Here is a 26,426-nt window from a genome sequence, read left to right on the forward strand (position 1 = left end):
GCGGCGACCCTCGGCGCCTGGCTGGCCCCGACCGAGTTGGCCGGCGTGGTGCTGGCCGGCGGCGAGCCCGGCCTGTCCCGCGCGGTGCAGCAGCGCCTGGCCGCGCGCGCCGGCGCGATCCTGCCGCTGATCGGCGCCGCCGAGGCCCAGGACCCGCGCCAGCTCTACCGCTTCGCCGCCGAGCAGACGCTGACGATCAACACCGCGGCGGCGGGCGGCAACGCAGCGCTGCTGGCCGGCGGGCACTGAGTAAGAGGATCCACCCGTTGCAAGCGAGACCTGGCCGGTGCCAGGTCTTGCCTTTTATGCGCGCCCCAAGCGATCGCATGGGTCCGTCAAGTGACCAAGTGCAGGCGTCGTGAGGCGGCGACGGCCATGCTCGCGCGCCTGTCCCCTATCCGCAGTACGTGGCCGATCGGCTCGCCCTGCGCGGCCCCTGAAACAGGGAAAACGATAGGAGCCGCTCGGCATCCGCTGCGTTGACTTCTTTCACCCCCCCATGCTCCACTGCGGGCCACGCGTAGCCCGTCAGGCTGCGGCCTTCGAGTCCATGGACCGATGTCTGCAGAAGTGGCACGCAAGCCGCGGAAGATGGCTATCAGGGGGAAGATGTGGGCTCCAGCAGAGCACTGTCGTCTGTTCATGCGCTGTGGCGCGCCGGTCGGATCCGGTCGACGCTGCGCCATTGCCTTTTCTTCTTCCTCTTCTTTCTGAGCGCTGCGCTGCTGCTCGCCGCAGCACCCGCGCGGGCCGCGACCGAGCGCTACGAATACGACGGGCTCGGGCGCCTGATCCGCGTCATCGATGCGGCCAACAAGCTGACCGAGTACCAGTACGACGCGGCCGGCAACATCCTCGCGGTGCGCACCGACGGTGTCGCGCAGCCCCCGACGGTCACGAGCATCGCGCCGACCGCCATCCGGCGCGGCAGCAATGTGCGCGTGACCCTGATCGGCACCCAGCTCGCCACGGCCGCGCTGACGGCCGATGACCCCGAACTGGGCATCTCCCGGGTCGGCCGCACGGCGACCAGCATCGCCTTCGATCTGGCGGTCTCGCCGACGGCCCAGCTCGGTGCCAGCCCGCTGCGCCTGAGCTCGGCGGCCGGCACGGCCAGCATCTCGCTGCAGATCCGGCCGCAGCTGCCGGCCGCGCTGGTGACACCGCTGCCGATCGCCGTCTCGCCCAGCGCCGGGGCGGCCGGCTTCGATCTGACCATGAGCCATGCGGACGACGAGGCGCACCAGTTCGCCCTGTCGGTGGTGCGCGATGACATCGCCACGGTCAGTCCGGCCAGCCTGAGCTTCGCCGCGGGGCAGACCACGGCGCGCTTCGCGGTGCGCGGCCTCAAGGGTGGCAATACCGAGCTGCGCCTGGTCTCGCCGACCCTGGGCGTGCTGCAGGTGCCGATCTTCGTCACGATCAATCCCGAGGGCATCAGCACCGCGCGAGCCGCGCTGGTGGGGGTGGAACTGGCGCAGACGCCCCAGCCGCCGGCCGGCATCGCGACCCTGCTCGGTGCGCCGCTGGTGGGGGTGCACCTAGGCGCCAGCAGCCTGTGGCTGGACACGCAGCCGCGCTATCTGGCGCAAGGCGCCACGCAAACCTTGCGCATCCTCGGCGAGGGCCTGCCGGCGGATCTGAGCGCCAGCATCGAGCCAGCCCAGGGGCTGAGCCTCGGCACCCTGAGCCTGAGCCCGGACCGCAAGCAGGCGGATCTGCCGGTCACGGTGGATGCCGGCGCGGTGACGGGGCTGCGCAGCCTGGTGCTGCAGTCCGGCGGCGTGAACCTGCGCCCGGTGACTCTGGGCGCGGACGACATCGACATCGTGCTGCCCAGGCCGCAGATCCTGTCGGTGGCGCCGATCACCTTGACCGCCGGCAGCACCGTGGCCGAGTTCCTGATCCGCGGCCGCAATCTGCAGGATGTGAACGGCGTGGAGGTGCGCGGCGCCGCCGGCCTGCGCCTGGGCTCGACGCTGACGGTCTCGCCCGACGGCAGCAGCCTGACCGTGGGCCTGCAGGTCCTGGCCAGCGCCGCCCCCGGACCGCGCGTGCTCGTGCTCAGCAGCCCCAGCGGCCTCAGCGACGAGGCGCCGTCCGCCGCCAATACCGTGACGGTCTACGAGGACAACAGCGGCTGGCAATCGGTGCAGCAGCTCAGCGCCGGCCTGGTGGGCGTGGTGCTGGACAAGCCGGCCGAGCCGGGCGGCCTCAGCACCCTCAGTGCCGCGCCGCTGGTCGGCGTGACCATCGGCTCGGTGCTGAGCGAATTCGGCCCGCGCACCATCGCGAAGGGTGAGAGCCGCACCCTGGTGCTGCGCGGCGAAGGCCTGCAGGGCGTGGATGCGGTCGGCATCGAGCCGGCGATCGGCCTGAGCATCGGCGCGATCAGCGCGGCGCCGGATGGTCGCAGCGTCAGCGTGGCGATCTCCGCGGCCAGCGACGCGCCGCTGGGTCTGCGCCGGCTCAAGGTCACCGCCGCCGGCGTGGCGCTGCCCTTCGCCGCGCCGGAGGAACCGCTGCTGCTGGTGACTCCGGTGCTGCCGGTGCTGGAATCGATCGACCCGCCGACGGCCAAGCCCGGCAGCACGATCGCCCTGACCCTGCGCGGCCGCAACTTCCTGAATGCGCAGTCGGTGCAGGTGTCGCCCGCGGCCGGCATCGCGATCGGATCGGTCAATGTGGATGCCGAAGGCAGCGTGGCGACCGTGTCGCTGATCATCGACGCGGGCGCCGCCAAGGGCCCGCGCACCGTGACCCTGCAGACGCCCGCCGGCAGCAGCAGCGCGACCCCGGGGCCGAACAACCAGCTGACCCTGGGCGATGTGGCCAGCCAGGTGCGGGATCTGCAGGCAGCAGCGGTCGGCGTGCTGCTGGGCGAGGGCGGCACGACGCAGCCGCTGGCGGCTCTGCTGCCGGCGCCCCTGGTCGGCGTGCAGATCGAGCAGGTGACGCTGCCGCGCGAGCAGGAGCTGCAGCTGCGCGCCGCGAACACCGGCGTGGTGCTGGGCGCCGGGGTGCTGGGCCTGGATCCGGTGGCGATCCAGCGCGGCCAGAGTCTGGAGCTGCTGGTGAGCGGGGTGGCGTTGCCGCCGGATGCGAGCCTGCAGCTGCTGCCGGCCGGCGCGCTGGTGTTGCAGGGCACGGCGCAGGTGAGCCCAGATGGCGGCAGCCTGCGTCAGACGGTGCAGGCCAAGACCGATGCGCCGATCCAGCCCTACGAGCTGGTCGTGCTGGACGAGCTGGGCAAGCCCATCCCGGTGCTGGGTGGCCGCAACCGGCTGCAGCTGGAGCTGCTGGCGGAGCTGCCGGAGATCGTGTCGATCGAACCCATCCTGGCGCGCCAGGGCGATGTGATCGTGCTGCGGGTGCGCGGCAAGCATCTGCAGCGGGTGCTGCGCGTCGAGGCCCTGCCGGCCGGCGCCCTGGTGATGGGCGACACGCCCAGCATCAGCGGCGACGGCAGCGAACTGACCATTCCGGTCGCGGTGCGTGCCGATGCGCCCACCGGGGCCTACACGATCCGGGTCTTCAACCCGATCGGCGGCTCCTCGGCGCTGGCCTCGCCGGCGAATACCTTCACCGTCTACGTCAAGGAGGCCACGCCATGAGCGCGCGCAGCCCCGCATTTCCCCGACTCACATTCCGTTTCTCTCAAAGCAAAGGAGGCCGCGCCATGCGTGCACCACAACATCATCTCAGCACTACCGGACGCGCCGTGATGACGCTGGCGCTCGTGGCCCTGGCCCAGGGCGCGCAGGCCTTCAACAGCGGCAGCACCGGCGCAGACGGCGATCTGGCGCCGGCGGTCGACACGGTCGTCACCCTGCCGCCGTCGGGCATCCTCAACTACGCCAACATCAACATCCCGGCCGGCGTGAAGGTGACTTTCAAGAAGAACACCACCAACACGCCGGTGGTGTTGCTGGTGTCGGGCAATGCGGTGATCAGCGGGACGATCGATGTCAGCGGCAAGGCCTCGACCGCCTCCGGTACCGCGGGGGATGGCGTGCTGGCTGATGACGGCAACCCCGGAGAAGGTGGCCCCGGTGGCTACGGTGGGGGTCGGGGCGGCCGGCCGGGCGCACCAGACCTTGTGGAGCGCTTGGGCGGAAAGGGCTTCGGGCCTGGCGGTGGCACCGGTGGCGCTCGGTCACAGTGCCCGAACTATGACTATGAGTCCAATGGCTACTATGGGTACGGCGGCGGTGGCGGGGCCGGCTTCGGTGCCAACGGTGATGCCGGGAATAAGCCGACGGGTGTGTGCCCAGGCTCCACTGCCGGATCCTCTTACGGGGCATTGGAGCTGTTGCCGCTGGTTGGCGGTTCCGGCGGCGGCGGCGGCGTCGGCGGACGCAACTTCGCAGGCTCCGGCGGCGGTGGCGGCGGCGGTGCTGTGCTGATTGCCGTTTCAGGAACGCTCACGATCACCAACACTACGGGCAAGATTCTTGCCAACGGTGGCAGCGCGGGTCCTGTCTCGGGCACGGGCTGCGATACGACTAATTCCTCTTCCGGCGGTGGCGGTGGCAGCGGCGGTGCAATCCGTTTGGTGGCCACCACGCTGGCTGGCAATGGCGAGGTATCGGCGCAAGCCGGGGCTCGCGCCGCGGTGGGTTGCGGCTATCAGGGGGGCAATGGCGGAATAGGCCGCATTCGCCTGGAGGCCGAGAACATCACGCGCACGGCGGCGACCAGCCCGGCCGCCAGCAGCGCCCAACCCGGCCCCGTCTTCATCGCCGGCACGCCGACCCTGAAGATCACCAGCGTGGCCGGCGTCAATGTGCCGGAACCGCCTACCGGCGTGGCCGATGTAAAGCTGCCGGCGAACACGGCGAACCCGGTGACGGTGAGCTTTGCCACCACCGGGGTGCCGGTCGGCAACACGGTGCGCCTGGCGGCCACGCCCAACAACGGCGCCGAGGTCAGCGCGATCAGCACCGCGCTGGCCGGCACGCCGCAGGCGGCGACGGCAACCGCCAGCATCAATCTGCCCGCCGGTGCCAGCACCCTGCAGGCCACGATCACCTACACGGTGGTGGTGGCGATGGGCGAGGCGCTGTCGCGCTTCGCGCAGGGTGAGCGGGTGGAACGCGTGACCCTGACGGCGAGCCTGGACGGACGCGCGTCGCGCGCCTTGCTGATCACGGTCAGCGGGCGCGAGTTCGAGGCCTCGCCGGAGGCGCTGGCCACCCTGCAGGTGGCCAGCCTGGGCGGTTGATCGCCGGGCTTGTTGTTGTTGTAGAGGCGCTGCGGCCGGGGGCTCCCGGTCGCGCGCCGACGGTCTGAAACAGGGTTCCTCGGTCTCGCCGCGCCAAGGCGGCTCAACCGGCATTCTTCTATGCGGCAGCACAGCAAACAATCGATGGCGGGACTGGTGCGGCGCGTGGGCTCATGGCTGCGCGCGATGCCGCAATGGCGCGCTTGGGCTCCGGGCCTGCTTCTGGGTCTGTTGCTGGCCTGTGTCTTCCAGGACGGCCGGGCGCAGGTTCTAAGCAATGTTGGCGCGCCGCGGCTGTCCAGCACCGAGGTGGCGTTGGAGGCGGGCGCCAGCACCAAGCTGCAGCTGCGCCTGCCGGGCCCGGCGGAGCGTGCGCAGGCCTATCAGATCCAGAACAGCCGTCCCGATGTCATCCAGGTGCCGGCCCGGCTCAATCTGGAGCAGGGTGCGACCCAGGTCGAGCTGCCGCTGCAGGCCTTGAGCGCCGGCGCGGTCCAGCTGCGCATCGCGGGGCCATCGCGCCTGCTCAGCCTGTCGGTCACCGTGATTGCCGGCGCGCCGCGGCTGGTGTCCATCGAACCCGTGCCCGGCCAGGTGGTGGCCGGCGGCGTGGCCAGCCTGAAGCTGGGCCTGAATGCGGTACCGCGCGACGAGCAGCGCGTGCTGCTGCACAGCGGTGCGGGCACGGCCCTGGGGCTGCCGGAGCAGCTGGTGCTGGCGGCGGGCCAGCAGAGCGGCATCGTGGCGATCCAGGCGCTGGAGGCCGGCACCCATGCGGTGCAGGCGGAGCTGGGAGCGGATCGCCTGGAGACCCTGCTGCGCGTGACCGAGGCCGTCGCGCGGCCGCTGGCCTTGTTGCCCGATCGCAGCGTGCTCGAGGTCGGGGCCAGCGGCAAGCTGAACCTGCAGCTGAGCGGCTTTGCCCGTCAACCGCTGGACCTGAGCGTCAATGTCTCGCCGCCGGATCTGCTGCAGGCCCCGGCCACGCTGCGGCTGCCGGCGGGCGTCGATGGCGGCGAGCTGCCGGTCACGGCGCTGAAGCCGGGCCTGGCCACCGTGGAGCTGGAAGGCGGCGGCGTCAAGGTCGGCGCCCAGCTGCAGTTGCGCAGCCCGGTCGGTGCCACTACGGCGCCGGGCATCAGCCTGGCACCGCCCGCCTTGCGGCTGGTGGCGGGGGCGAGCGCTCAGGTGCTGCTGAAGCTGGATGCCGTGCGGGCCTATGACCAGGTGCTGAATCTCGGCATCAGCAGCCAGCAGGCGACGAGCGGCGGGTCGGCGACGGTGTTGCAGATTCCCGGCACCGTGGTGCTGCAGGCCGGCGAGCGCCAGGCCGCCATCGCGGTGCAGGGCCTGGCTGCGGGCCAGGCCAAGGTGGCGATCCGGGGCTATGGCAATGCCTTGCTGGCCACGCTGGACGTGGCGGTCGAGGCCGGCCCGCCCAAGGTGACCGGCCTCAGCCCGGCGCAGCAGAGCCTGCCCAAGGGCATGGTGGGCCAGGCGGTGGTGCAGCTGGCGCCCAGTGGCGCCACGCCCAGCGAGGTGGCGGTGCAGGTGGACGCGGCCAATGTGCTGGCGGTGCCGGCCAGCGTCACGGTGGCGCCGGGCCAGAGTCAGGCCAGCGTGCCGGTGCGGGCGCTCGACGAGGGGGTGGCGCAGCTGAGCGTGGGCCTGAACGGCAGCCAGGCCACGGCCCGGGTGCAGGTGACGCCGGCGGTGATCGAGGAACTGCGGCCGCCGCTCGACTTCGAGCTGGGCCTGGGCAACACGGTCGCCTATCCGCTCAAGGCCCTGATGACCGACGGCAGCATCAACGAGCGGCCCGAGGGGCCGATCAAGCTGCGCAGCGAGGACGAGAAGATCTTCCGCGTGACGGCGCAGGGCGAGCTGGAAGGTCTGAGCCTGGGCCAGGCCTGGCTGGAGATCACCCTGGGCAGCCAGTTCAAGCTGCGCGCCAAGGTGAGCGTCAAGCAGCTGCCCGCCTTGCAGCTGTCGCCGGCGAACGTGGAGCTGGCGGTGGGCGCCAGCCAGCAGTTCACGCTCGGCAGCGCGAAGCCGGCACCGGCCGGCGGCCTGCAGGTGCAGCTGAGCCTCAGCGGCCAAGGGGCGGCCGACCTGCCGGCCCAGGTCGTGATCCCGGCCGGCGCCAGCTCGGTCGGCTTCACGCTGCGCGCCCTCAGCGAGGGCAGCCTGCAGCTGCTGGCCGAGGCGCCGGGTCACCAGAGCGCGCGGGCCCAGGTGCTGATGCGCCAGGGTCAGCTCGGCATCACCGCGATCAACCCGACGCGCGGCGGGCTGGGCACCGTGGTGAAGATCAGCGGCCAGGGCTTCGACCCGGTGCTGGCGAACAACCGGGCCTGGGTGGGCGACGCCCCGGTGGAGCTGGTGGCGGCCACGGCGACCGAGCTGCAGATCCGCATTCCGGCCACCGCCAGCACCGGTGCGGTGCGCGTGGCCAATGGCCTGGGTTCGGCGACCGGCCCGGTCTTCACCGTCGAGCAGGCCCAGGACGCCGGCCTCAGCGCCACGCCCAACGCGCTGCGCCTGCTGCGCGGCAGCGAGACGGCCAGCGTGATCGCGATCGTCAGCACCGGGTCGCAGGCCTATGCCGGCGCGATGAAGTTGGCGATCAGCGGCCTGCCGGCCGGCATCAGCGCCAGCTTCGATCCGGCCCTGCTGCCGGCGGAACGCCAGGCCACCCTGCGCCTGAAGGCCAATGGCGAGGCCAAGCCCGGCAGCTACGAGCTGCTGGTGAGCGGCAGCGGCACCTCGTCGGCGGGCAGCATCAGCCGCAGCGTCAAGATCACGCTGACCGTGCCCGATCCCGTCACGACGCCCAGCACCGGCGTGCGCGGCCGCTTCGTCACGCCGGAAGGCCAGCCGATCGCGGGCGTGATCGTGCGTGCCGACACCGGGGCGCAGAACTCGCCGGTGACCGCGACCGACGCCGCTGGCGGCTTCGAGCTGGCCGGCCTCTCGGCCGGACCGATGACCCTGCGCTTCGATGCGACGCCGGCGAACCCGCTGTATCCGATCTGGCCCTTCAGCGTCGACGTGCAGGCCAACCAGATCGTCGTGCTGAAGGACTTCGTGATCGCGCCGCCGCCGGTGGTCGAGACCTTCAAGCCGATCAACAACGCCGCCAGCGAGCAGCGCATCAGCGATCCGCGCTTCCCCGGCCTCGAGATCGTGCTGCCGGCCGGCGCCGAGATCATCGGCTGGGACGGCGTGAAGAAGACCCGCATCGCGGTGGAGAAGCGCGAGATCTCCGAGCTGCCGGTGGTGTCGCCGCCGGTGCCGACCGGCGCGGCCTATCAGCTGTACTTCGGCACGCCGATGGGCGGCATCCCGACCAAGCCGATCCCGATCACCCTGCCCAACGACACCGGCGCGGAACCGGGCGAGACGATCAACGTCTGGTTCTTCGACGGCAGCCCGATGGGCGGCACCGGCGAATGGAAGGTGGCCGGCCAGGCGGTGGTCAGCGCCGACGGCAAGACCGCGAAGATGATCAACGGCGGGCTGACGCGCTTCTGCGGCGTCTGCGGCCTGGCCTGCCTGGAGCGGCCGCCGAAGCCGCCGCCGCCGCCGCCCGACTGCCCCAAGCCCAGCGGCGGCAACCCGGTGGACATGCTGACCGGCCAGGAGCTGACCCGCACCGGCGGCATGAGCTGCCAAGGCCACACGCCGATCGAGACCGGGCGCAACTACAACCCGATCGACGCCTTCAACAATATCGGCGGCACCGAGGGGTCGATCGGCTACGGCTGGACCCTGGACCACGATGCGATGCTGCTGGCCGGCACCACGGTGCGCCTGGTGATGCCGGGCAATGTGCATCATGTGTTCGCCCCGGAGGCGGACGGCACGCTGCGCAACCGCAGCGAACCGGCCTTCGACGGCGCGCGCGTCGCACAGGTCGACGGGCTGTGGCGCCTGTTCTTCAAGGACGGCACGCGCTGGACCTTCCAGGCCTATGCCGGGGCGCCGGGCAATGTGCGCGGCCAACCGCAGTTCCTGATCGAAACGGTGTCGCCCAGCGGCGCACGGGTCACGGTGGCGCGCAACACGCGCGGCCAGCTGCTGTCGGTCGGGACCGAGCAGCGCCGCATCACCGCCACCTATGGCGGCAGCGGCTTCATCGAGGCGCTGACCGATCCGGAAGGGCGCGCGGAGCGCTTCGGCTACACGCCCAGCAAGCGGCTGGCCAGCGTGACCGACGCCGATGGGCGCGAGACCCGCTATAGCTACGTCAAGGATGCGGACATGCCGGTGGACGCGGCCTGCCGCCATGTGCTGCCGCCCGAGACCGGCGAGCGGCTCAAGACCGTCCAGTATCCCGGCCTGGTGCACCCGACCGAGAACTTCTACGGTTCGAGCCGCCGCGTGCTGAAGCAGAACACGGCCCAGGGCAAGGAGTACCGCTTCAGCTACCGGGTCGGCGGTGCCTGCATCACCCACCAGAGCAACCCGGGCAAGGTCTGCAGCGGCGCTGCCTGCCCGATCGAGGACAACTGGGAGAACCACGAGGCCGGCTGGCGCTTCCACGGGGGCCAGGTCTTGTCCACCACGGTGCGCGAGCCCGATGGCACGACCCGCATGGCCCGCTTCGGCAGCCAGGGCCAGGTGCTGGAGATGAGCGACAGCGCCGGTGATCGCACGCAATGGACGCGCGATGCGCAGAACCGGCGCACCAAGGTTGTCGATGCGATCGGACGCACCACGCGCATGGTGTATGACGATCTGGGCAATATGGTGCGCGTGGTTGACGCGTTGGGCCGCATCACTGATATCCAGTATGACCCGCTGTGGAACAAGCCCAGCAGCGTGACCCGCTATGCAGATGACGGCACCGCGCAGACCTGGCGCATGGGCTATGACGGCAAGGGCAATCTGAACCGTCTGACGGATCCGTTGAACCATCAGACCAAGATGGACTACAACGCCAACGGCCAGTTGACCGTTCTGACCGATGCGTTGAATCAGACGAGCAGCATGGGCTACAACGCGGCTGGGGATCTGGTGCGCTTGGTGGATGCTTTGGGTAACACCACGCGCATTGGTACCGATCGCAGTGGCCGGCCGCTCCATGTGACGGACCCGCTGAGCTACACGAGTAGCTTGCAGACCAATGGCATTGGCCAAACAACAGCCATTGAAGACGCGCTGGGCGGGCGAACGGTCATCAGCTATGACGAAGGGGCACGGCTCAAGAAGATTGTTAATCCCTTGGGTAAGGACATTGCTAGTTATGGATACGACGAGTTCGGTCGGCTAATCAGTCGCACGGATGCCTTGGGTGCTGTCGAACGCTTCGGCTACGACGCCCAAGACCGCATGAATGAAGTAGTGGATCGCAAAGGGAAAGTCACGCTGTTCGACTACGACGAGGCCGGAAGAACGGTTCGCGAAACTGCCGATGATCGCGTAATTGAACAGGCGTACGACGGAGCTGGGCGTCTGACGAAAGTGGTGAGCCGTGGAGCTGACGGGGAAAGCCAGGTTGACTACTTTTACGATGCGGCGGATCGGCTTGTCCGGGAAATACAGACCGTGGATGGAAGAAGTCAGGTCATTGAGAACAAGTATGACTCCCTTGATAGGAGAGTATCAAGAACAATAAATGGTCAGCAGGAAGTGGCTTATGGGTGGGATATAGCCAATCGCCTCAGGGAAATCCGCTATGCCGGAGGTGTCACGTCTTATTCATGGGACGCGGCCGGCAGACTGACCCGGAAGTCTCTTCCAAATGGGATCGCGGTGGACTATCGATATGACGCCGCAGGACAGGTCCAGTCAATATCTTATGTCGCGGCAGACGGCTCTGTGGTCGAGCGTATTGGTTATAGCTATGACGCCAGAGGTCAGAGAACCAGCAAGACATCCTTGAAAAGCCAGAATCGCAGCGAAAGTCCAATTTCAGCAGAATATGACGCTTCCGATCGAATGATCCGGCTGACGCTGATGCCGGGCAAGCCTGGCGCACAGTCATGCGCGCTTAGCTACGATGGAAATGGCAATTTGATGGAGAAGGTATGCAATAGCGGATCTGCGGTCACCAAATATGTTTGGGACTCCAAGGATCAATTGATTGGAATTGAAAGTGATGGGTTGCTTGCGAGATTCCGTTATGACGCTCTGGGGCGCCGGATAAGTCGGAGCATCAATGGGCAGGATGTTCAGTATATTTACGATGGTGAGCAAGTCGTGGCGGAGACGAAGGGCGGGGAGGTCACAAATTTCCTGACCGGGCTGGCTGTCGATGAATTGATCGCCGTCTATAACAATGGTCAGCAGCGGGTTATGCTGACCGATGCGTTGGGCTCTGTGCTCGGGGAGGTGCGTCAGGACGGTTTGATCGTTAACGCAAGGTCATACTCTCCATATGGTGAGACATCGGCTGCTGGTCAGGCGGCAATGGATGTTGCCTATACAGGCCGTGAATACGATGCTTTCAATATTTACTATTACCGATCAAGATTCTACGATCCGCAATTAAAGAGATTTTTATCGGAAGACCCGCTGCGTATAACGGGAGCATTCAATGCGTATGCTTACGTAGATGGAGACCCCGCTTCTCTGACGGACCCGGAAGGCACGTTACCAATAGCGCCGCTGCTTTGGGCTTATGCGCGTTGCGTAGCGCAATGCACAGCGCGCTCGATGGCTTCTCAGGCCATCAGAGATCGTTCAATCGACTGCATTGACCCCTGGGATACTGCGAGAGACTGCGCCCTTGAATGCTTGAACCCTTTCAAATGGGTGGGCGGTGGAAAAACACCGGGCATCCTTCCCAAGCTCCCTAAGGGCAAGGGTAGCGTGCCGCCGTCGCAGCGCGACAAGAAGCGGACTTGGTCGGAAGCGGAGCAAAAGAAGAAATACAAGGAACAGGGCGAGCGTTGCGCAAGCTGCAAGCAGCCAAAGCCATTTGAAGATACTCAAGGGCATCACAAAAACAAACGTCACGCTGATGGTGGCGGAGCAGAACGGAAGAATCATGGGCAAGTTTGCACGACTTGCCACAAGGAAATACATAAATGAGTTTTAATGGCGAGGTGATATCAAGGCTTGATATCGCCGAAGCAATTTCCAGTAGTGGCTATTTTTGCTTTCATGTATCAGGAGATTTGACACCTCGGTGGAGCTACACGGTAGGTCGATCGGCTGCAGGTAAGTGCGATCTTGTTTTTGCCGGTGGGTTGATTTACGGCCCGCGAGCTGTCATGAGAATTATTGATAGAGTTGCGAGTTCTGGAATTGATCGGTCGGGGGAGTCGATAGGTATACCCGGGCTGGGCAAATTCTCCTTGCACCCGCTTCACCATACCTCGCCAAAAGACCTGACATTTTGGGTAGAGCACTACGCTGATGGGCTGGATGCTCGGTTGATGCAATTGGTGCCAGACGCGCAGCACAAGACGAAAGAAGTACCGGATCTGTCCGAGAGGTGGCAATCCATGGGGTCTCCCGGCTGGCGGTGGTTGACGGAAACCTGGGATTTTGATGTACCCGGAAATGGACTGGTTACGATTGACTTGGGTGTACTGCGGGGACAACCGGTTCGAGAGTTGGTTCGTTGGGGTGAGGACTCATGGGAGGCATTTTCCGGAAATCCAGCAGAAATGAGGAAAAGGGACATGCGAGTAATTAATGTCGCTACCCTTATATCCTTGGATTCGACAAATGAAGTCGCACTTCGCCTTAGTGTCGGCGGCGGGGTATGGAGGGAAGGGTGCGAAACTCCGTGGATCGACTGGGAGTGAGTCGGACGACAGAGGCCTTCAATTTGAACTTCTGGCCGGGAACTTGAATCGACGGAGATGTCCAGATTCAAGGGTGGTTTTGAGCATTCGCTCACGCAGCAAGCAACCGACGGTCGGGTCATTCGATGGTTGCATTGAGATTCACAGGCATCCCGATGCTGATTTCCGACTGCGTGCAATGGAGTGGTGTGCCCTCTAGGAATTGGAAAATGATCCATCGACTCTTTTCTTCCAGCGATGCTGTTGCCGGTGCGCTGTTGCTGTCGATGACGTCGGCTCTGGCGGTTCAAGCACCCGGTGCTAGCCGGGATCCTGCCGTAGCAGGCGACACCGATCGCCTGATCGTCAAATACCGCACCGCCACCACTTCTTTGCAGAAGTCTCAGCAGTCGCAACTGCAGGCGGCCGGTTCACTGCGCGCCAGAACTCAACTGGCGCTGAACGCCGCAAACGTGGTCGGAGCGTCGCTGCGCCCTCTGCGCGAGACCGCTCAGAGGGCCCAGGTGCTGCAACTCGATCGCCCGCTGAGCGTCGCCGCTGTTGCGCAGATGGCCGCCCAGCTGCGCCGCGACGATCCCGATGTCGAGTACGCCGAGCCGGACCTGCGCATGCGGCCGCACTGGACGCCGGCAGATCCTTACTACGGCAGCTTGTGGGCTCTGCATGATCCGCTGGCCGGCATCCGCCTGGCCTCGGCCTGGGACCGCAGCCGGGGGCAGGGCGTGACCGTGGCGGTGCTGGACACCGGCTACACCGCCCATGCCGATCTGCAGCCGAATCTGCTGCCGGGCTATGACTTCATCGGCGACGCGGCCAGGGCGCGCGACGGCGACGGCCGCGATGCCAATGCCGCCGATCAGGGCGACTGGCGCTACGCCGGTGAATGCCCGGCGCCCATGGGCGGCGCCGCCAACAGCTCCTGGCACGGCACCCATGTGGCCGGCACCATTGCGGCGCTGGCCGACAACGGCGTCGGCATCGCGGGTGTTGCACCGCAGGCGAAGATCCTGCCGCTGCGCGTGCTGGGCAAATGCGGGGGCTACACCTCGGACATCGCCGACGCCATCGTCTGGGCGGCCGGCGCTTCGGTCTGGGGCCTGCCGGCGAACCCCTATCCGGCCAAGATCCTCAACCTGTCGCTGGGGGGCGTCGGCAGCTGCGGCCAGACCTATCAGGATGCCGTCAACACGGCGCGCAACCTGGGGGCGCTGGTGATCGCCTCGGCCGGCAACGACGACACCGATGTGCTGAATGCCACGCCGGCCAACTGCACCGGTGTGCTCGCCGTTGCGGCGACGGATACGCAGGGCAGCAAGGCCTCGTTCTCGAATTACGGCTATCGCATCTCGCTGGCGGCGCCCGGCGTGAGCATCTACTCTACCTACAACAGCGGCAGCAACTGGCCCGCCACCGAGACCTACCAGTACATGCAGGGCACCTCGATGGCCGCGCCGCATGTGAGCGGCGTTGCGGCCCTGATGCTGGCGGCCAACCCCTATCTGAACGATCGCGATCTCGAGCGCCTGCTGCTGCGCACCGTCAGGGCCTTTCCCGGCAGCTGCAGCTCCTGCGGTGCCGGCTTGCTGGATGCCGCCGCCGCGGTAGCAGTCGCGGCCGGCAATCCGGCGGCGGCGCCGACGGTCGAGATCATGTCGCTGGCCTTCAGCGGCGGCCTGGGTCAGACCGCGCGCGAAGCGATGGTCACCAACGGACAGGGGCCCTATGCCTACCAATGGGCGGTCAGCAACCCCGAGTTCCGCCTGCAGACTCCCACCGCGCGCAACACCCGGATCAATGCCAGCGTGCCCTATTGCGAGACCGTCAGCACCAATCTCATGTTGACCGTGACCGATGCGCAAGGGCGCAGCGGCTCGGCCAGCACCTCCATCCGCTTCACCAGCCCGCGCGTGCCCGGGCGTCAATGCCCATGAGTCGTGCTGCCGCTCCTGTCAGACCCGCAGGGCTGGCGGGCCTGTGCCTGCTGCTGACCTGTCTCGGTGCGCCGGTCCGCGCCGCCGAGACCCCGGTGCAGCTGAGCGCTCCCGAAGCCACCGGCGAGCGCGTCAGCGAGCTGACCTTCCGCAGCAGTACCGCGGTGGTACGCACGCGCCAGCACAACCCGCTGCGCGCCGCCCGCATCTTCAGCTATCTGCGCGTCGCGCAATGGCGCGCGCTGCAGACGCCGGCCGGGGCGGCCGCCGACGCGCCGGCCCAGGCGGCGCTGCTGGACATCAGCCTGGCCCGGACCGCCGCCTGGCTGCTGCCTCAGGAGGCGCAGGGGGCCTGGCAGACGACGTCGCTGCGCGCGCAGCAGGGCCTGGCCAATGTTGCGCAGCAGACGGCGCTGCAGGACGCGGCCGAGAGTGTCAGCGCCGCGCTGCTGCAGCGCAGCCTGACCGATGGTGCCGACGCCCGCCGCCGCCCGCTGGCCAAGCCGACCTGGCAGCCCGGCGTCTGGGCCCGCACGCCGCCGTTGTTCGCCGAGCAGCCGACCGAACCCCAGGCGCCGCAATGGACGCCCTGGTGCGCGGGGACCGAAGCCCTGCAGCCTGAGCCGCCGCCGGCCTATGGCTCGGCGCGCTGGATCGCGGACATGCGCGAGGTGATGACGGTGCGCGCGGCGCTCACCCCTGCGCAGAAGGAATCGGCCGAGCGCTGGAACCTGGACGCCGGCAGCATCACGCCGCCGGGCGTCTGGAATGCGGTGGCGCTGGACCATCTGCAGCAGCACCCGCGCCCGCCGGCCCAGCGCGCCGAGCTGCTGGCGCGGCTGAACATGGCGATGCACGACGCCCTGGTGGCGGCCTGGCGCATCAAGGTGCAGTACTGGGGCGAGCGCCCAATCACCGCGATCCAGCGCGAATGGCAGCCGGATTTCCAGCCCTGGCTGGTGACGCCGCCCTTTCCGGGCTATGTCTCCGGTCATTCGACCGTGTCCGGCGCCGCGGCCGCGGTGCTGACCTTCTACGCGCCCGAGGCCGCGCCGCGTTGGCGCGCCTTGGCCGAGGAGGCCTCGATGTCGCGCCTGTGGGGCGGCATCCATCCGCGCTATGACAACGACGCCGGCCTGGAGCTGGGGCAGCAGGTGGGGCGCCTGTGCCTGCCGCAGCGCCCGTCATCGCCGCCCGCAGCCGGCGGTATCGCCGCCGCCGCTCAGGGGACCAGCCAGTAGCTCGGTGCGCTGCGCTGGCGGTTCCCGCACAGCCGCTGCACGCGCATCAGCCATTGCTGCTGCCCGGCCTGGTCGTCGCTGGCGGACGAGAGGCGCCATTGGCCCTCGCTGACGGCGGCGTCACCACCATCGATGGCGCCCGCGCCACGCCGCTCCGTCTCCCAGCGCAGCTCGAAGCGTTCATGCGCCTCGGCCTGCCAGCGCGCCAGCACCGCACGCCCGGCCGGCTCGCGAACGCTGGGCAGGGGTTGCGGCACCGGGCAGGAGGTGTCGGCCGGGGCCTGCTGGAACTGGCGCAGCAGGGCCGGCCGCGAGCGCGACCCGTCGGCGCACAGGCTGATCAGTTCCACCTGCAGCTTCAGCAGTCGTTCCGGCGCGGGGCTGGCGGGCAGCGCGAACTGCGGCTGCTCGGTGCTGAGTTCCAGGGTGTTCAGCACCTCGGCTTCCGGCACGCGCCATTGCGCCCACAGCAGATAGGCGCGTGCCGCGGGCACCGGTTCCCAGTGCAGGGCCATGGCGCCGCCGTCGCCCCGCGTCGGCAGCATTTCCGGGCTCGGAGCCGGGCAGGTCTGGGCCGCGGCGCTGCCGGCCACGAGGCACAGGGACGCCAGCAGCGCTGTCCATGGCACCGCTCGTTCGTGGGGTAGTGAAACCGTCATAACTCGGTACGCTCCGGTGTCCTAGGATGAGGGGCAGGTGTTGCCCGGTCCAGCAATCCATATCGTCGGCGCGGCAGGCGCCTTCATCACCAAGAAATCGCAGCGGAGGATAACGTGATGTGCAGAGCATTGAGAAGCGGCCTCATGGCCGCGGCCCTGAGTGCCGCCGCCGGTGTTGCATTCGCGGGACCGGTGTCGTTGAAGGCCGATGGCAGCTGGTTCAGTTTCAACGTGCTCGATGGCGCGCCGGGCTGGAGCAGCGACGACGGCAGCCCGCTGGAGTTCAGCTTCAGCAGCAGCAGCGCCTTCACCCTGCGCATCACCGATTTCTTCTTCGCCGGCGAATCGACCGGCCTGAAGGTGAACGGCAGCTACCTCGGCCAGACCGCTCTGGTGCCGGAGGACCTGAACGAGTTCGCCGCCACGCCGGGCGATGCCTTTGGCAATCCCGTCTGGAGCCAGGGCAGCTGGGTGTTCGGTCCGGGAAGCTATGTGTTCAGCGGGGATCTGGCCTTGTCGCCAAGCTTCCAGGGGCTGATGGCCATCTCGGTCTTGGGCGCCCAGAGCGTGCCGGAGCCGGCGGCGCCCTTGCTGCTGGGCGCGGCGCTGGCCAGCCTGGTGCTGGCGCGGCGTTATCGCCGGCGTTGAGAAGGCGGCGCCAGAGTCCTGGACAATAGACGTCTTGAGCGCGCGTCAGCGCAGCCCCAACCCACGAGACGTTCAATCCATGACCGAAGCCAGCAACAAACCCGCGCTGCCCGACCACCTCTCCATCGACCCGCGCAGCCCGCACCATGTGGCCGCGGTGTTCGAGCATGACATCGGCATCCTGTTCAACGGCAAGGAGCGCGTCGATGTCGAGGAGTACTGCATCAGCGAGGGCTGGGTGAAGGTGCCGGCCGGCCGCACGGTGGACCGCAAGGGCCGCCCGCTGCTGATGAAGCTCAAGGGCAAGGTCGAGGCCTTCTACAAGTAAGCAAGCCCAGCCTCCGTCTTCTCCGCTTTCGCCCGTCGCGCATGTACGCCTCCTTCTTCGGCCTGCAGCACGAGCCGTTCTCGATCGCGCCCGACCCGCGCTACCTGTTCATGAGCGAACGCCACCGCGAGGCGCTGGCGCATCTGCTCTATGGGATCTCGGGCGGCGGCTTCGTGCTGCTGACCGGCGAGATCGGCGCCGGCAAGACCACGGTCTGCCGCTGCTTCCTGGAGCAGATCCCGGCCGACTGCAACGTCGCCTACATCTTCAACCCCAAGCTCACCGCGCGCGAGCTGTTGAAGACCGTCTGCGAGGAGTACCGCGTCGCGGCGCAGCCCGGCGAGAGCCCGTCGGTGCCGTCGATGAAGGACTATGTCGACCGGCTGAACCATTTCCTGCTGCGCGCCCATGCGGACGGGCGCAGCAATGTGCTGATCATCGACGAGGCGCAGAACCTGGCGCCCGAGGTGCTGGAGCAGCTGCGCCTGCTGACCAATCTGGAGACCAGCGAGCGCAAGCTGCTGCAGATCATCCTGATCGGCCAGCCCGAGCTGCGCGACATGCTGGCGCGCCCGGAGCTGGAGCAGCTGGCGCAGCGCGTGATCGCGCGCTTCCATCTGACCGCGCTGTCCGAGGCCGAGACCGCGCAATATGTGCAGCATCGCCTCGGCGTCGCCGGGACGCTGCAGCAGCCCTTCGAGCGCGGCCTGTTCAAGCGCATCCATCGCCTGTCGCGCGGCGTGCCGCGGCGCATCAACCTGCTGTGCGACCGCGCGCTGCTCGGCGCCTATGCGCAGGGTCATGCGCGTGTCGACCGCCGCACCCTGGCCCGCGCGGCGGCCGAGGTGTTCGGCGAGGATGCCCGCGCGCGCAAGAAGAAAACCGGCGCATCGCAGCGCAGCTGGCTGCTGGGTGCCCTGGGCGCGGCCGGCGCGGTCGCGGTGTTCGCCGCGGCCTCGTCCTATTACGGCCTGCTGCCCTCGGCGAGTCGACCGGTGCAGGCGCAGACGGCACCAGCCGTCCCCCCCGCTCCGGTCGCCGCGGTCGCCAGCGCGCCGGCGCCGATGACGATCGCCGACGAGACGCAGCTGAGCGAGGCGCTATTCACCGACGCGGCCCAGGCCCGCCGGGCCTTGGCAACGGCCTGGGGCGTCACGCTGCCGCAGGCTTTTTCTTCCCCAGAGGCCGTGGACTTCTGCGACGCGCTGAAGAAGACGACGACCAGCAAAACCACGGCCGAGTTGCCGCTGCAATGCTTCCGCAGCGACGAGGGCCTGGCCCTGTTGCGCCTGCTGGGCCGCCCCGCGCTGCTGCGGCTGCCAGAGGATGCCGGCTATGCGCTGCTGACGGGCCTGGACGAGCGTCGCGCCATCCTGCGCCTGCCCTCCGGGGCCGAGCGCCGGCTGGACCTGTTGCTGCTGAGCCGCCAATGGCGCGGCGAGTTCCTGACCCTGTGGCGCGCGCCGCCAGGCGGCTATCAGAAGAGTCGCATCGCCAGCGAGGCCGGCATCGGCTGGCTCGATCAGCAGCTGGCCAAGGCCTTCGGCGAGCCGCCGCTGGCCGAGACGGCCGGCGGCTCGCGCAGCCGCTACGACCAGGAGCTGCAGGCCCGCATCGCGGCCTTCCAGCGCGCCCAGGGCCTGCACAGCGACGGCCGCGCCGGCCCAATCACCCTGATGCAGCTGAACCGCGCGGCCGGCCTCGACGAGCCCCGCCTGGCCGGAGCTCCGAGGTAGCGAGAGAGTCAGCGAAGCAGAACCGCCATGTCCTACATCCTCGAAGCGCTGAAGCGCGCCGAAGCCGAACGCGAACGCGGCGCCGTGCCGACCCTGCACAGCCAGCAGGCCGCCGCCGCGGGCGCCGCGTCCGGCCCCGCCGCCGATGCGTCAGGCCGGGGCCGTGCGCGCGTCTGGCTCTGGGGCGGTGCCGGGCTGGCGCTGCTGGCCCTGGGCGCTTTTGCACTGCTGTGGCGCGGTGGCGGCAACCCGCCGCCGGGCGTGAGCGCCCCGGCACCGGCGGTGCAGACGCCAACGCCCGCCGCTACGGCCGTCGCGCCGATCCCGCTGCCGCCGCCGCGCGAGCTGCCCGTTGCCGCCGCTCCCACGCCCATGCCCGCACCGGCACCGCAGGCCGCAACACCGCCGCGCCCGCTGCCCAGCCCGGCCGAGCTGCCGGAGGCGCTGCGCCGCCAGCTGCCGCCGCTGACGACCGGCGGCGCGATGTATTCCGAGGTGCCGTCGCAGCGCATGCTGATCATCAACGGCCAGTTGTTCCGCGAGGGCGATCAGGTGGCGGCCGGCCTGGTGCTGGAGCAGATCCAGCTGAAGAGCGCCATCCTGTCCTTCCAGGGTCAGCGCCTGCGCATCAGCTACTGAGGATGGTGTTTGCCCGCGTGGCCGGGCCGCGGGCGCTCGCGCATGATGGATGCGCCAGCAACAACAAGGTCCCGACCCGATGCGGCGTTTTCTCGACCGGCTCTACGCCCTCTTCGGCGCGATCGCGGCGCTGTTCGTGCTGGCCATCCTGGTGCTGATGATCGCCGGCAGCCTGGGGCGCGAGTTCGGCCTGCGCCTGGGCTTCATCAACGACGTGGTGGCCTGGTGCTGCGCGGCGGCCTCCTTCTTCGGCATGGCCTATGCGTTCAAGCGGGGCGATTTCGTGCGCGTCACCCTGCTGCTGGACCGCGCGCCGCCGCGCTGGCGGCGCCGGCTGGAGCTGCTGGCGCTGGCCATCGCGGCGCTGGCGGTCGGCTATCTGGCCGTCTGGGCCTGCCGCTTCACCTATGACAGCTACCGTTTCAACGAGATCGCCGGCGGCATGGTCGCGATCCCGATCTGGATCCCGCAATCCAGCTTCGTGCTGGGCTCGCTGCTGTTCTTCGTCGCGGTGCTGGACGAGCTGGTGACGGTGGCGCGCGGCGGCAAGCCGGCCTATGTGGCCGCGGTCGAGGCGCGCCACGCGCGCGGCGATTTCTCGAGCGACATCTGATGAGCCTGATCGAAATCGGCGGCCTGCTGCTGTTCATCATGCTGCTGATGCTCGGCAGCGGGGTCTGGATCGCGATGACCCTGGCCATCGTCGGCTGGATCGGCCAGGCGGCTTTCACCCACACGGTGCCGGGCAGCAATCTGTTCTCGGCCTTCTGGGAGTCGAACGCCTCCTGGGAGCTGGCGGCGCTGCCGCTGTTCATCTGGATGGGCGAGATCCTGTTCCGCACCCGGCTCAGCGAGCAGATGTTCGAGGGCCTGGCGCCCTGGCTGAATCGGGTGCCGGGCCGGCTGATGCACACCACCATCCTGGGCTGCGGCGTGTTCGGCTCGGTCTCGGGCTCCTCGGCCGCCACCTGCGCGACGATCGCCAAGGTGGCACTGCCGGAGCTGCTGCGGCGCGGCTACGACGAGCGGCTGGCGCTGGGCTCGCTGGCCACCGCCGGCACCCTGGGCATCCTGATCCCGCCCTCGATCACGATGGTGGTCTACGCGGTGGCGGCGGACGCCTCGATCATCCGCATCTTCCTGGCGGGCTTCCTGCCGGGTCTGCTGCTGATGCTGCTGTTCATGGGCTATATCGCCTGGTGGAGCTGGCGCCACCCGGAGCGCGTGCCGGCGGCCGAGCCGCCCAGCCGCTTCGTCGACAAGCTGCGCCGCTCCGGCAATCTGATCCCGGTCGCGCTGCTGATCGTCTTCATCGTCGTGGTGCTGCTCAAGGGCTGGGCCACCGCCACCGAATGCGCGGCCTATGGCGTGCTGGGTTCGCTGGCGATCGCGGCCTGCAGCCGCTCCCTGACCTGGGCCAACTTCTGGGAGGGCATGCTGGGCACGACGCGCACCAGCTGCATGATCATGTTCATCCTGGCCGGCGCGGCCTTCCTGGCCAAGACCATGGCCTTCACCGGCATCCCGCGCGCGCTGGCCGAGACGGTGGACACGCTGCAGCTGAGCCCCTATGCGCTGATCGCGATGCTGACCCTGGTCTACCTGGTGCTGGGCACCGCGCTGGACGGCATCTCGATGATCGTGCTGACCGCCGCGGTGGTGCTGCCGATGGTGCAGAAGGCGGGCTTCGACCTGGTCTGGTTCGGCATCTTCATCGTGTTGCTGGTCGAGATCGCCGAGGTCACGCCGCCGGTCGGCTTCAACCTCTTCGTGCTGCAGAACATGACCGGCAAGGACAGCAACGTGATCGCGCGCGCGGCCCTGCCGTTCTTCGGCTGCCTGGTCGTCTGCATCGCGCTGATCACCCTGCTGCCGCAGATCGTGACCTGGCTGCCGGACTGGGTGATGGGCCCCAGCCGCTGAGGCGCCGGCGGCTCAGTCAGGGCTGCAGCGCGGCCCGCACCCGGCCCAGCGCCAGCTCCAGGATGTCCAGCGGCACCGAGCCCAGCGCCACGCGCAGGGCCTGCGGCACATGGGCGGTGGCGGCAAAGGGTTCGGCGCTGCTGAGCAGCACGCCGGCCTGCCGCAGCTCGGCCACCACTTGTTCGGCGCGCAGCTCCGCGGGCAGTTCCAGCCAGAGGTAGTAGGCGCCGGGGTGACCGCTGAGCCGGCAGCCGCGCAGCACCCGGCGCGCCAGGCGCTGGCGCTGGCGCGCATCGCGGCGCTTCGCGTCCTCCAGCGCGTCGACCGTGCCGGCCTCGATCCAGCGGCAAGCCAGCGCCACCGCGATCGAGGGCGTGTTCCAGGTCGAGGCCCGCTGCGCCTGCTCCAGCGCCGGCACCAGCGCCGGCGGCGCCGCGACGAAGCCGATGCGCAGGCCCGAGGCCACGCTCTTCGACAGGCCCGACACATAGATGCAGCGCCGCGGCGCCAGTATGAACAGCGGCGGCGGCGCGGGCTCGGCCAGGAAGGCATAGGCGCCGTCCTCGATGATCAGCAGCTCATGCCGCTCGGCCAGCGCCACCAGCCGTTGGCGCTCCGCCAGGCCCATCACCGAGCCGAGCGGGTTGTGCAGGGTGGGCATGCTGTAGACCGCGCGCACGCGCCGGCGCCGGCACAGGGTGGCCAGCGCATCCAGGTCGGTCTGGCCCTCCCGCAGCGGCAGCGCCGCCAGCTCCAGCCGGTGCGCCGCGGCCAGCGCGCGGATGCCGGGGTAGGTCAGCGCGTCGACGGCCAGCAGCTCGCCGGGCCGCAGCAGGGCCAGCGCCGCCAGCGCCAGGCCCTGCTGGGCGCCGTTGACGATCAGCACCTGGTCGGCGGGGACCCGGATGCCGCGGTTGCGCAGATGCCGGGCCGCGCTGGCGCGCTCATGCGGCCGCCCGCCCTGTGGCGCGGCATGCAGCAGCGCGTCCAGATCGCCGCTGCCGGCCAGGCCGCGCAGGCCCTCGCGCAGCAGCTCGGCCTGGCCGGGCAGGGCGGGGTAGTTGAAGCTCAGGTCCACCAGGCCCTCGCCGCCGCCGGGCTGCTGGGCCAGCGGCCCATGGCTGCGTGGCAGCGAGGTGTCGCGCACAAAGGTGCCGCGGCCCGCCTCGCCGACCACCAGGCCCGCCGACTCCAGGGTCCGGTAGACCCGCGCCGCGGTGGCCAGGGCCACGCCCTGGCGCTGCATCAGCGCGCGCACCGTCGGCAGCTGGGCGCCGGGGCGCAGCTCGCCGCTCTGGATGCGGTGGCTGAATTCGTCGACCAGGGTTTGGTAGCGGGCGCGGGGCATAGTCCGGCTTGTATCTAGAACAATTATTTGTCTGTATCAGATCGGGAGCCTACGCTGCGCAGCCGGTCGGGGCAAGCCGCCCCGGCCCTGTTCGGGAGCCTGGAATCACGATGTTGTTCAGCCATGTCACGCTCGGTTGCCGCGAGCTCGCCCGCGCCGCGGCCTTCTACGACGCGCTGCTGGCGCCGCTGGGGCTGGTGCGGCGCCCGGTGCTGCCCGATGGCGGGCCGGCGGCGGCCTGCTGGATCGAGCCCGGGCGCGGCCTGCCGCGCTTTTATGTCTACGAGCCCTACGACGGCCGGCCCGCCAGCGCCGGCAACGGGGTGATGGTGGCCTTCGCCGCGGCGTCGCCGGCGGCGGTCGACGCAGCCCATGCCGCGGGCCTGGCGGCCGGTGGCCGCGACGAGGGCGCGCCGGGGCCGCGCCCGCAATACGGCGCCGGCTACTATGGCGCCTACCTGCGCGATCCGGACGGCAACAAGCTGCACCTGGTGCATCGCGGCGATCTGCCGGAGTTCGCGGCGTGACGGCGGCGGGCCTGCTGCCGGTCGATCCGGCCACCCTGTCGCTGTTCGCGCTGGCGGTGCTCCTGCTGCTGCTGTCCCCGGGGCCGAACATGGCCTTCGTGATCGCCCATGGCATCGCCTACGGCTGGCGCGGCGGGCTGGCGGCCTCGCTGGGCATCGGCGCTGCCGACCTGGTGCTGACGGCGCTGACCGCGCTGGGCGTGGCCGCCCTGGTGGCGCAATGGCCGCCGGCCTTCGACCTGATCCGCGGTGCCGGCGCGCTCTACCTGCTGTGGCTGGCCTGGCAGGCCTGGCGCCATCCCGGCCGGCTGACGGCGCAAGCGGCGCGCGACGGCCGGCGGGCCTCGCTGCTGGCGGTGTCGCTGCGCTCGATGCTGAACAGCCTGCTGAACCCCAAGGCCCTGCTGTTCTTCCTGGTCTTCCTGCCCCAGTTCGCCGATGCCGGACGGGGTGGGATCGCGCGGCAGCTGCTCCTGCTGGGCGGCGTGCTGACCCTGATCAGCGTGGCCTTCCATGCGGCGCTGGGCGGGATCGGCGCGGCGGTGCACCGGCTGCTGGCCGGCCATGCGCGCGCCGCGCGCTGGCAGTCGCGCGGCCTGGCCCTGCTGCTGGTGCTGCTGGCCCTGCGGCTGTTGTGGTCACGTTAGTCGGCCTTGATGCCGGCCTCCTGCACCACCCGGGCGTTGGCCTCATGCTCCTGGCGCACGCGCGCCGCGAAGGCCTCGACGCTGCCGGTGGCGACGAAGCTGTCGAGCTTGGCCAGGCGCTCCTGCACCTCCTTGGCCGCCAGCAGCTTGTTGAACTCGGCGTTGATCTTCAACTGCACCTCGCGCGGCGTGCGCGCCGGCGCGAACAGGCCGAAGGTGGAGCCCAGGTTGGCGTCCGGGTGGCCCAGCTCGGCCAGGGTCGGCACCTCGGGCAGGGTGGCCAGGCGCTGCGGCGCGGCGACGGCCAGCACGCGCAGGCGGCCGCTGGCGATCTGCGCGTTCAGGGCCGGCGCGGGGTTGGCGGTGAACAGCTCGAACTGGCCGCCCAGCGCGTCGTTGGTGACCTGGCCGCCGCCCTTGTAGGGGATGTGGTTGAAGCGCACGCCGGCCTTGCGGCCGATCTGCTCCAGCATCAGGTGGCCGATGCTGCCCATGCCCGAGCTGGCCAGGTTCAGCGCGCCCGGCCGGGCCTTTGCCTGCGCGATCGCGTCGGCGAAGCTCTTGCCGCTGAAGGCCTGCGTGGCCATCAGATAGACCGGCGAGTACATCACCTGCGCCACCGGCGCGATGTCCTTCAGCGCGTCGTAGGGCATGCGCGGCTGCAGATGCGGGTTCAGGGTCAGCGGGCTGATCGCGGCAAAGGCCAGGGTATGGCCGTCGGCCGGCGCCTTGGCCACCTGGTCCATGCCGGTGGTGCCGCTGGCGCCGGGCCGGCTCTCGATCACGACCGGCTGGCCCAGCACCGCCTGCAGGCGCTCGCCCAGCAGCCGCGCCACCGCGTCGCTGGTGCCGCCGGGCGCATAGGGCACGACGATGCGCACCGGCTTGACGGGCCAGGCGGCATCGGCCGCCAAGGCCTGTTGCAGCGGCAGCATCGACAGCGGCAGCAGGAGGAGGAGTGAACGACGGGGCAGGGCGGGGGAGGACATGGGCTGATGGGGATCGGAGCTGGGGATGCCGCAGCCTAACCGAGCCGGCCTGCCCTAGCTTACAGTGCGGCGATGACGATGATAAGCAGCAGTTATCTCTATCTTGGCATCGCGATCGTGGCCGAGGTGATAGCCACCAGCGCGCTGAAGAGCGCCGAGTCCTTCACCCGTTTCTGGCCAAGCCTGTTGACGGTGACGGGCTACGCGATCGCGTTCTATTTCCTCTCGCTGACCCTGCGCACCATCCCCACCGGCATCGCCTATGCGATCTGGTCGGGCGTCGGCATCGTGCTGATCTCGCTGGTCGGCTGGCTGGTCTACGGCCAGCGCCTGGACCTGCCGGCCCTGATCGGCCTGGGCTTCATCATCGCCGGCGTGCTGGTCGTCAACCTGTTCTCGAAGTCGGTGGGGCACTGAGCCGCAGGCGCAGCAGCGCCGCGACGATCGGGCCAGGGGGCGGCGCGCCCGGCTCGCGCAGCAACAGGCGCGACTGCGCCAGCGCGCGCAAGCGCAGCGGCCCCTCGCCGCGCGCCTGCTCCCACACCATGCCGGCGCGCAGCGGCGCCGAGACGGCGTGGTCATTGCACAGCGCCAGCTCCAGCCGGCCCGCCTGCAGATGCAGCAGCCGGCTGCCGCGGCGCATCCGGGGCAGCCGCAGCCATTGGCCGGGCATCAGCTCCAGCAGCTGTTCGCGCAAGGGGGTGGGGTCGGGGTACTGCATGGGGCGGCGAGGGTGGCAACAAGGCCTCCAGCCTAGGCAGCGGCGGCCCGGCGTACCAGACACAAGGCAGGCCTTGTACTGCAGCACAGTGCCGCCGCAAGGCTG

At 69.2% G+C, this 26,426-nt stretch carries 19 protein-coding genes; 15 read left to right on the forward strand and 4 right to left on the reverse strand.

Features of this window, described 5'->3' with window-relative positions; all coding sequences use genetic code 11:
* Window positions 1–611 precede the first annotated feature (611 nt).
* The 6 genes from G8A07_RS00795 to G8A07_RS00820 all read left to right on the forward strand — a co-directional run bounded on the left by G8A07_RS00795 (window position 612) and on the right by G8A07_RS00820 (window position 16,156).
* Complete coding sequence (locus G8A07_RS00795) at window positions 612–3,614, forward strand: RHS repeat domain-containing protein (protein ID WP_195795249.1); 3,003 nt, start codon at window positions 612–614, stop codon at window positions 3,612–3,614.
* Complete coding sequence (locus tag G8A07_RS28145) at window positions 3,611–5,224, forward strand: hypothetical protein (protein ID WP_195795250.1); 1,614 nt, start codon at window positions 3,611–3,613, stop codon at window positions 5,222–5,224. The genes G8A07_RS00795 and G8A07_RS28145 overlap by 4 nt, the downstream gene beginning before the upstream one ends.
* 120 nt (window positions 5,225–5,344) lie before the next feature.
* Window positions 5,345–12,262 carry an RHS repeat-associated core domain-containing protein gene (locus tag G8A07_RS00805; RefSeq protein WP_195795251.1) on the forward strand — a complete coding sequence of 2,306 codons (6,918 nt, stop codon included), beginning with the start codon at window positions 5,345–5,347 and terminating at the stop codon, window positions 12,260–12,262.
* On the forward strand, window positions 12,259–12,984 hold the full coding sequence (locus G8A07_RS00810) for a hypothetical protein (protein ID WP_195795252.1): 726 nt from the start codon (window positions 12,259–12,261) through the stop codon (window positions 12,982–12,984). The genes G8A07_RS00805 and G8A07_RS00810 overlap by 4 nt, the downstream gene beginning before the upstream one ends.
* A gap of 371 nt (window positions 12,985–13,355) precedes the next feature.
* Window positions 13,356–14,915, forward strand: a complete 1,560-nt coding sequence (locus tag G8A07_RS00815; RefSeq protein WP_195795253.1) for a S8 family peptidase — start codon at window positions 13,356–13,358, stop codon at window positions 14,913–14,915.
* On the forward strand, window positions 14,912–16,156 hold the full coding sequence (locus G8A07_RS00820) for a vanadium-dependent haloperoxidase (protein WP_195795254.1): 1,245 nt from the start codon (window positions 14,912–14,914) through the stop codon (window positions 16,154–16,156). The genes G8A07_RS00815 and G8A07_RS00820 overlap by 4 nt, the downstream gene beginning before the upstream one ends.
* Here G8A07_RS00820 and G8A07_RS00825 read toward each other — a convergent pair.
* Entirely contained in the window at window positions 16,138–16,701 is a 564-nt protein-coding gene (locus G8A07_RS00825; RefSeq protein WP_195795255.1) for a hypothetical protein, read from the reverse strand. The two genes, G8A07_RS00820 and G8A07_RS00825, sit on opposite strands and share 19 nt — an antisense overlap.
* Before the next feature lie 258 nt (window positions 16,702–16,959).
* Between G8A07_RS00825 and G8A07_RS00830 the strand changes: the two genes are divergently transcribed.
* The 6 genes from G8A07_RS00830 to G8A07_RS00855 all read left to right on the forward strand — a co-directional run bounded on the left by G8A07_RS00830 (window position 16,960) and on the right by G8A07_RS00855 (window position 22,089).
* Window positions 16,960–17,463 (forward strand): PEP-CTERM sorting domain-containing protein, encoded by a 504-nt coding sequence (locus G8A07_RS00830; RefSeq protein ID WP_195795256.1) that lies wholly within the window; start codon window positions 16,960–16,962, stop codon window positions 17,461–17,463.
* A 79-nt stretch (window positions 17,464–17,542) separates the two neighbouring features.
* Entirely contained in the window at window positions 17,543–17,791 is a 249-nt protein-coding gene (locus tag G8A07_RS00835) for a DUF3297 family protein (protein ID WP_195795257.1), read from the forward strand.
* A 41-nt stretch (window positions 17,792–17,832) separates the two neighbouring features.
* On the forward strand, window positions 17,833–19,527 hold the full coding sequence (locus tag G8A07_RS00840) for an ExeA family protein (protein ID WP_195795258.1): 1,695 nt from the start codon (window positions 17,833–17,835) through the stop codon (window positions 19,525–19,527).
* Window positions 19,528–19,554: 27 nt separating this feature from the next.
* The gene (locus G8A07_RS00845; protein WP_195795259.1) at window positions 19,555–20,166 is read left to right on the forward strand and encodes a general secretion pathway protein GspB; all 612 of its coding nucleotides are present in this window, start codon (window positions 19,555–19,557) and stop codon (window positions 20,164–20,166) included.
* Between the two features lie 79 nt (window positions 20,167–20,245).
* Complete coding sequence (locus tag G8A07_RS00850) at window positions 20,246–20,779, forward strand: TRAP transporter small permease (protein WP_195795260.1); 534 nt, start codon at window positions 20,246–20,248, stop codon at window positions 20,777–20,779.
* Entirely contained in the window at window positions 20,779–22,089 is a 1,311-nt protein-coding gene (locus tag G8A07_RS00855; RefSeq protein WP_195795261.1) for a TRAP transporter large permease, read from the forward strand. Before G8A07_RS00850 ends, G8A07_RS00855 begins: the two co-directional genes overlap by 1 nt.
* Window positions 22,090–22,105: 16 nt before the next feature.
* On the opposite strand, the gene G8A07_RS00860 is transcribed toward G8A07_RS00855, so the two are convergent.
* Complete coding sequence (locus G8A07_RS00860) at window positions 22,106–23,437, reverse strand: PLP-dependent aminotransferase family protein (protein ID WP_195795262.1); 1,332 nt, start codon at window positions 23,435–23,437, stop codon at window positions 22,106–22,108.
* Window positions 23,438–23,550: 113 nt separating this feature from the next.
* On the opposite strand from G8A07_RS00860, the gene G8A07_RS00865 reads away from it, so the two are divergent.
* Entirely contained in the window at window positions 23,551–23,964 is a 414-nt protein-coding gene (locus G8A07_RS00865; protein WP_195797527.1) for a VOC family protein, read from the forward strand.
* Window positions 23,961–24,611: a LysE family translocator gene (locus G8A07_RS00870; protein WP_249937182.1), complete on the forward strand. Its 651-nt coding sequence runs from the start codon at window positions 23,961–23,963 to the stop codon at window positions 24,609–24,611. Before G8A07_RS00865 ends, G8A07_RS00870 begins: the two co-directional genes overlap by 4 nt.
* On the opposite strand, the gene G8A07_RS00875 is transcribed toward G8A07_RS00870, so the two are convergent.
* A complete protein-coding gene (locus G8A07_RS00875) occupies window positions 24,608–25,600 on the reverse strand; it encodes a tripartite tricarboxylate transporter substrate binding protein (RefSeq protein ID WP_195795263.1) in 993 nt (330 codons plus the stop codon). The two genes, G8A07_RS00870 and G8A07_RS00875, sit on opposite strands and share 4 nt — an antisense overlap.
* Before the next feature lie 78 nt (window positions 25,601–25,678).
* Between G8A07_RS00875 and G8A07_RS00880 the strand changes: the two genes are divergently transcribed.
* Window positions 25,679–26,017 (forward strand): SMR family transporter, encoded by a 339-nt coding sequence (locus G8A07_RS00880; protein ID WP_195797529.1) that lies wholly within the window; start codon window positions 25,679–25,681, stop codon window positions 26,015–26,017.
* Here the strand turns inward: G8A07_RS00880 and G8A07_RS00885 are convergent.
* Window positions 25,986–26,321 (reverse strand): hypothetical protein, encoded by a 336-nt coding sequence (locus G8A07_RS00885; protein ID WP_195795264.1) that lies wholly within the window; start codon window positions 26,319–26,321, stop codon window positions 25,986–25,988. The two genes, G8A07_RS00880 and G8A07_RS00885, sit on opposite strands and share 32 nt — an antisense overlap.
* Window positions 26,322–26,426: the final 105 nt, after the last annotated feature.

The organism is Roseateles sp. DAIF2, assembly GCF_015624425.1.
Classification (GTDB): domain Bacteria; phylum Pseudomonadota; class Gammaproteobacteria; order Burkholderiales; family Burkholderiaceae_C; genus Kinneretia.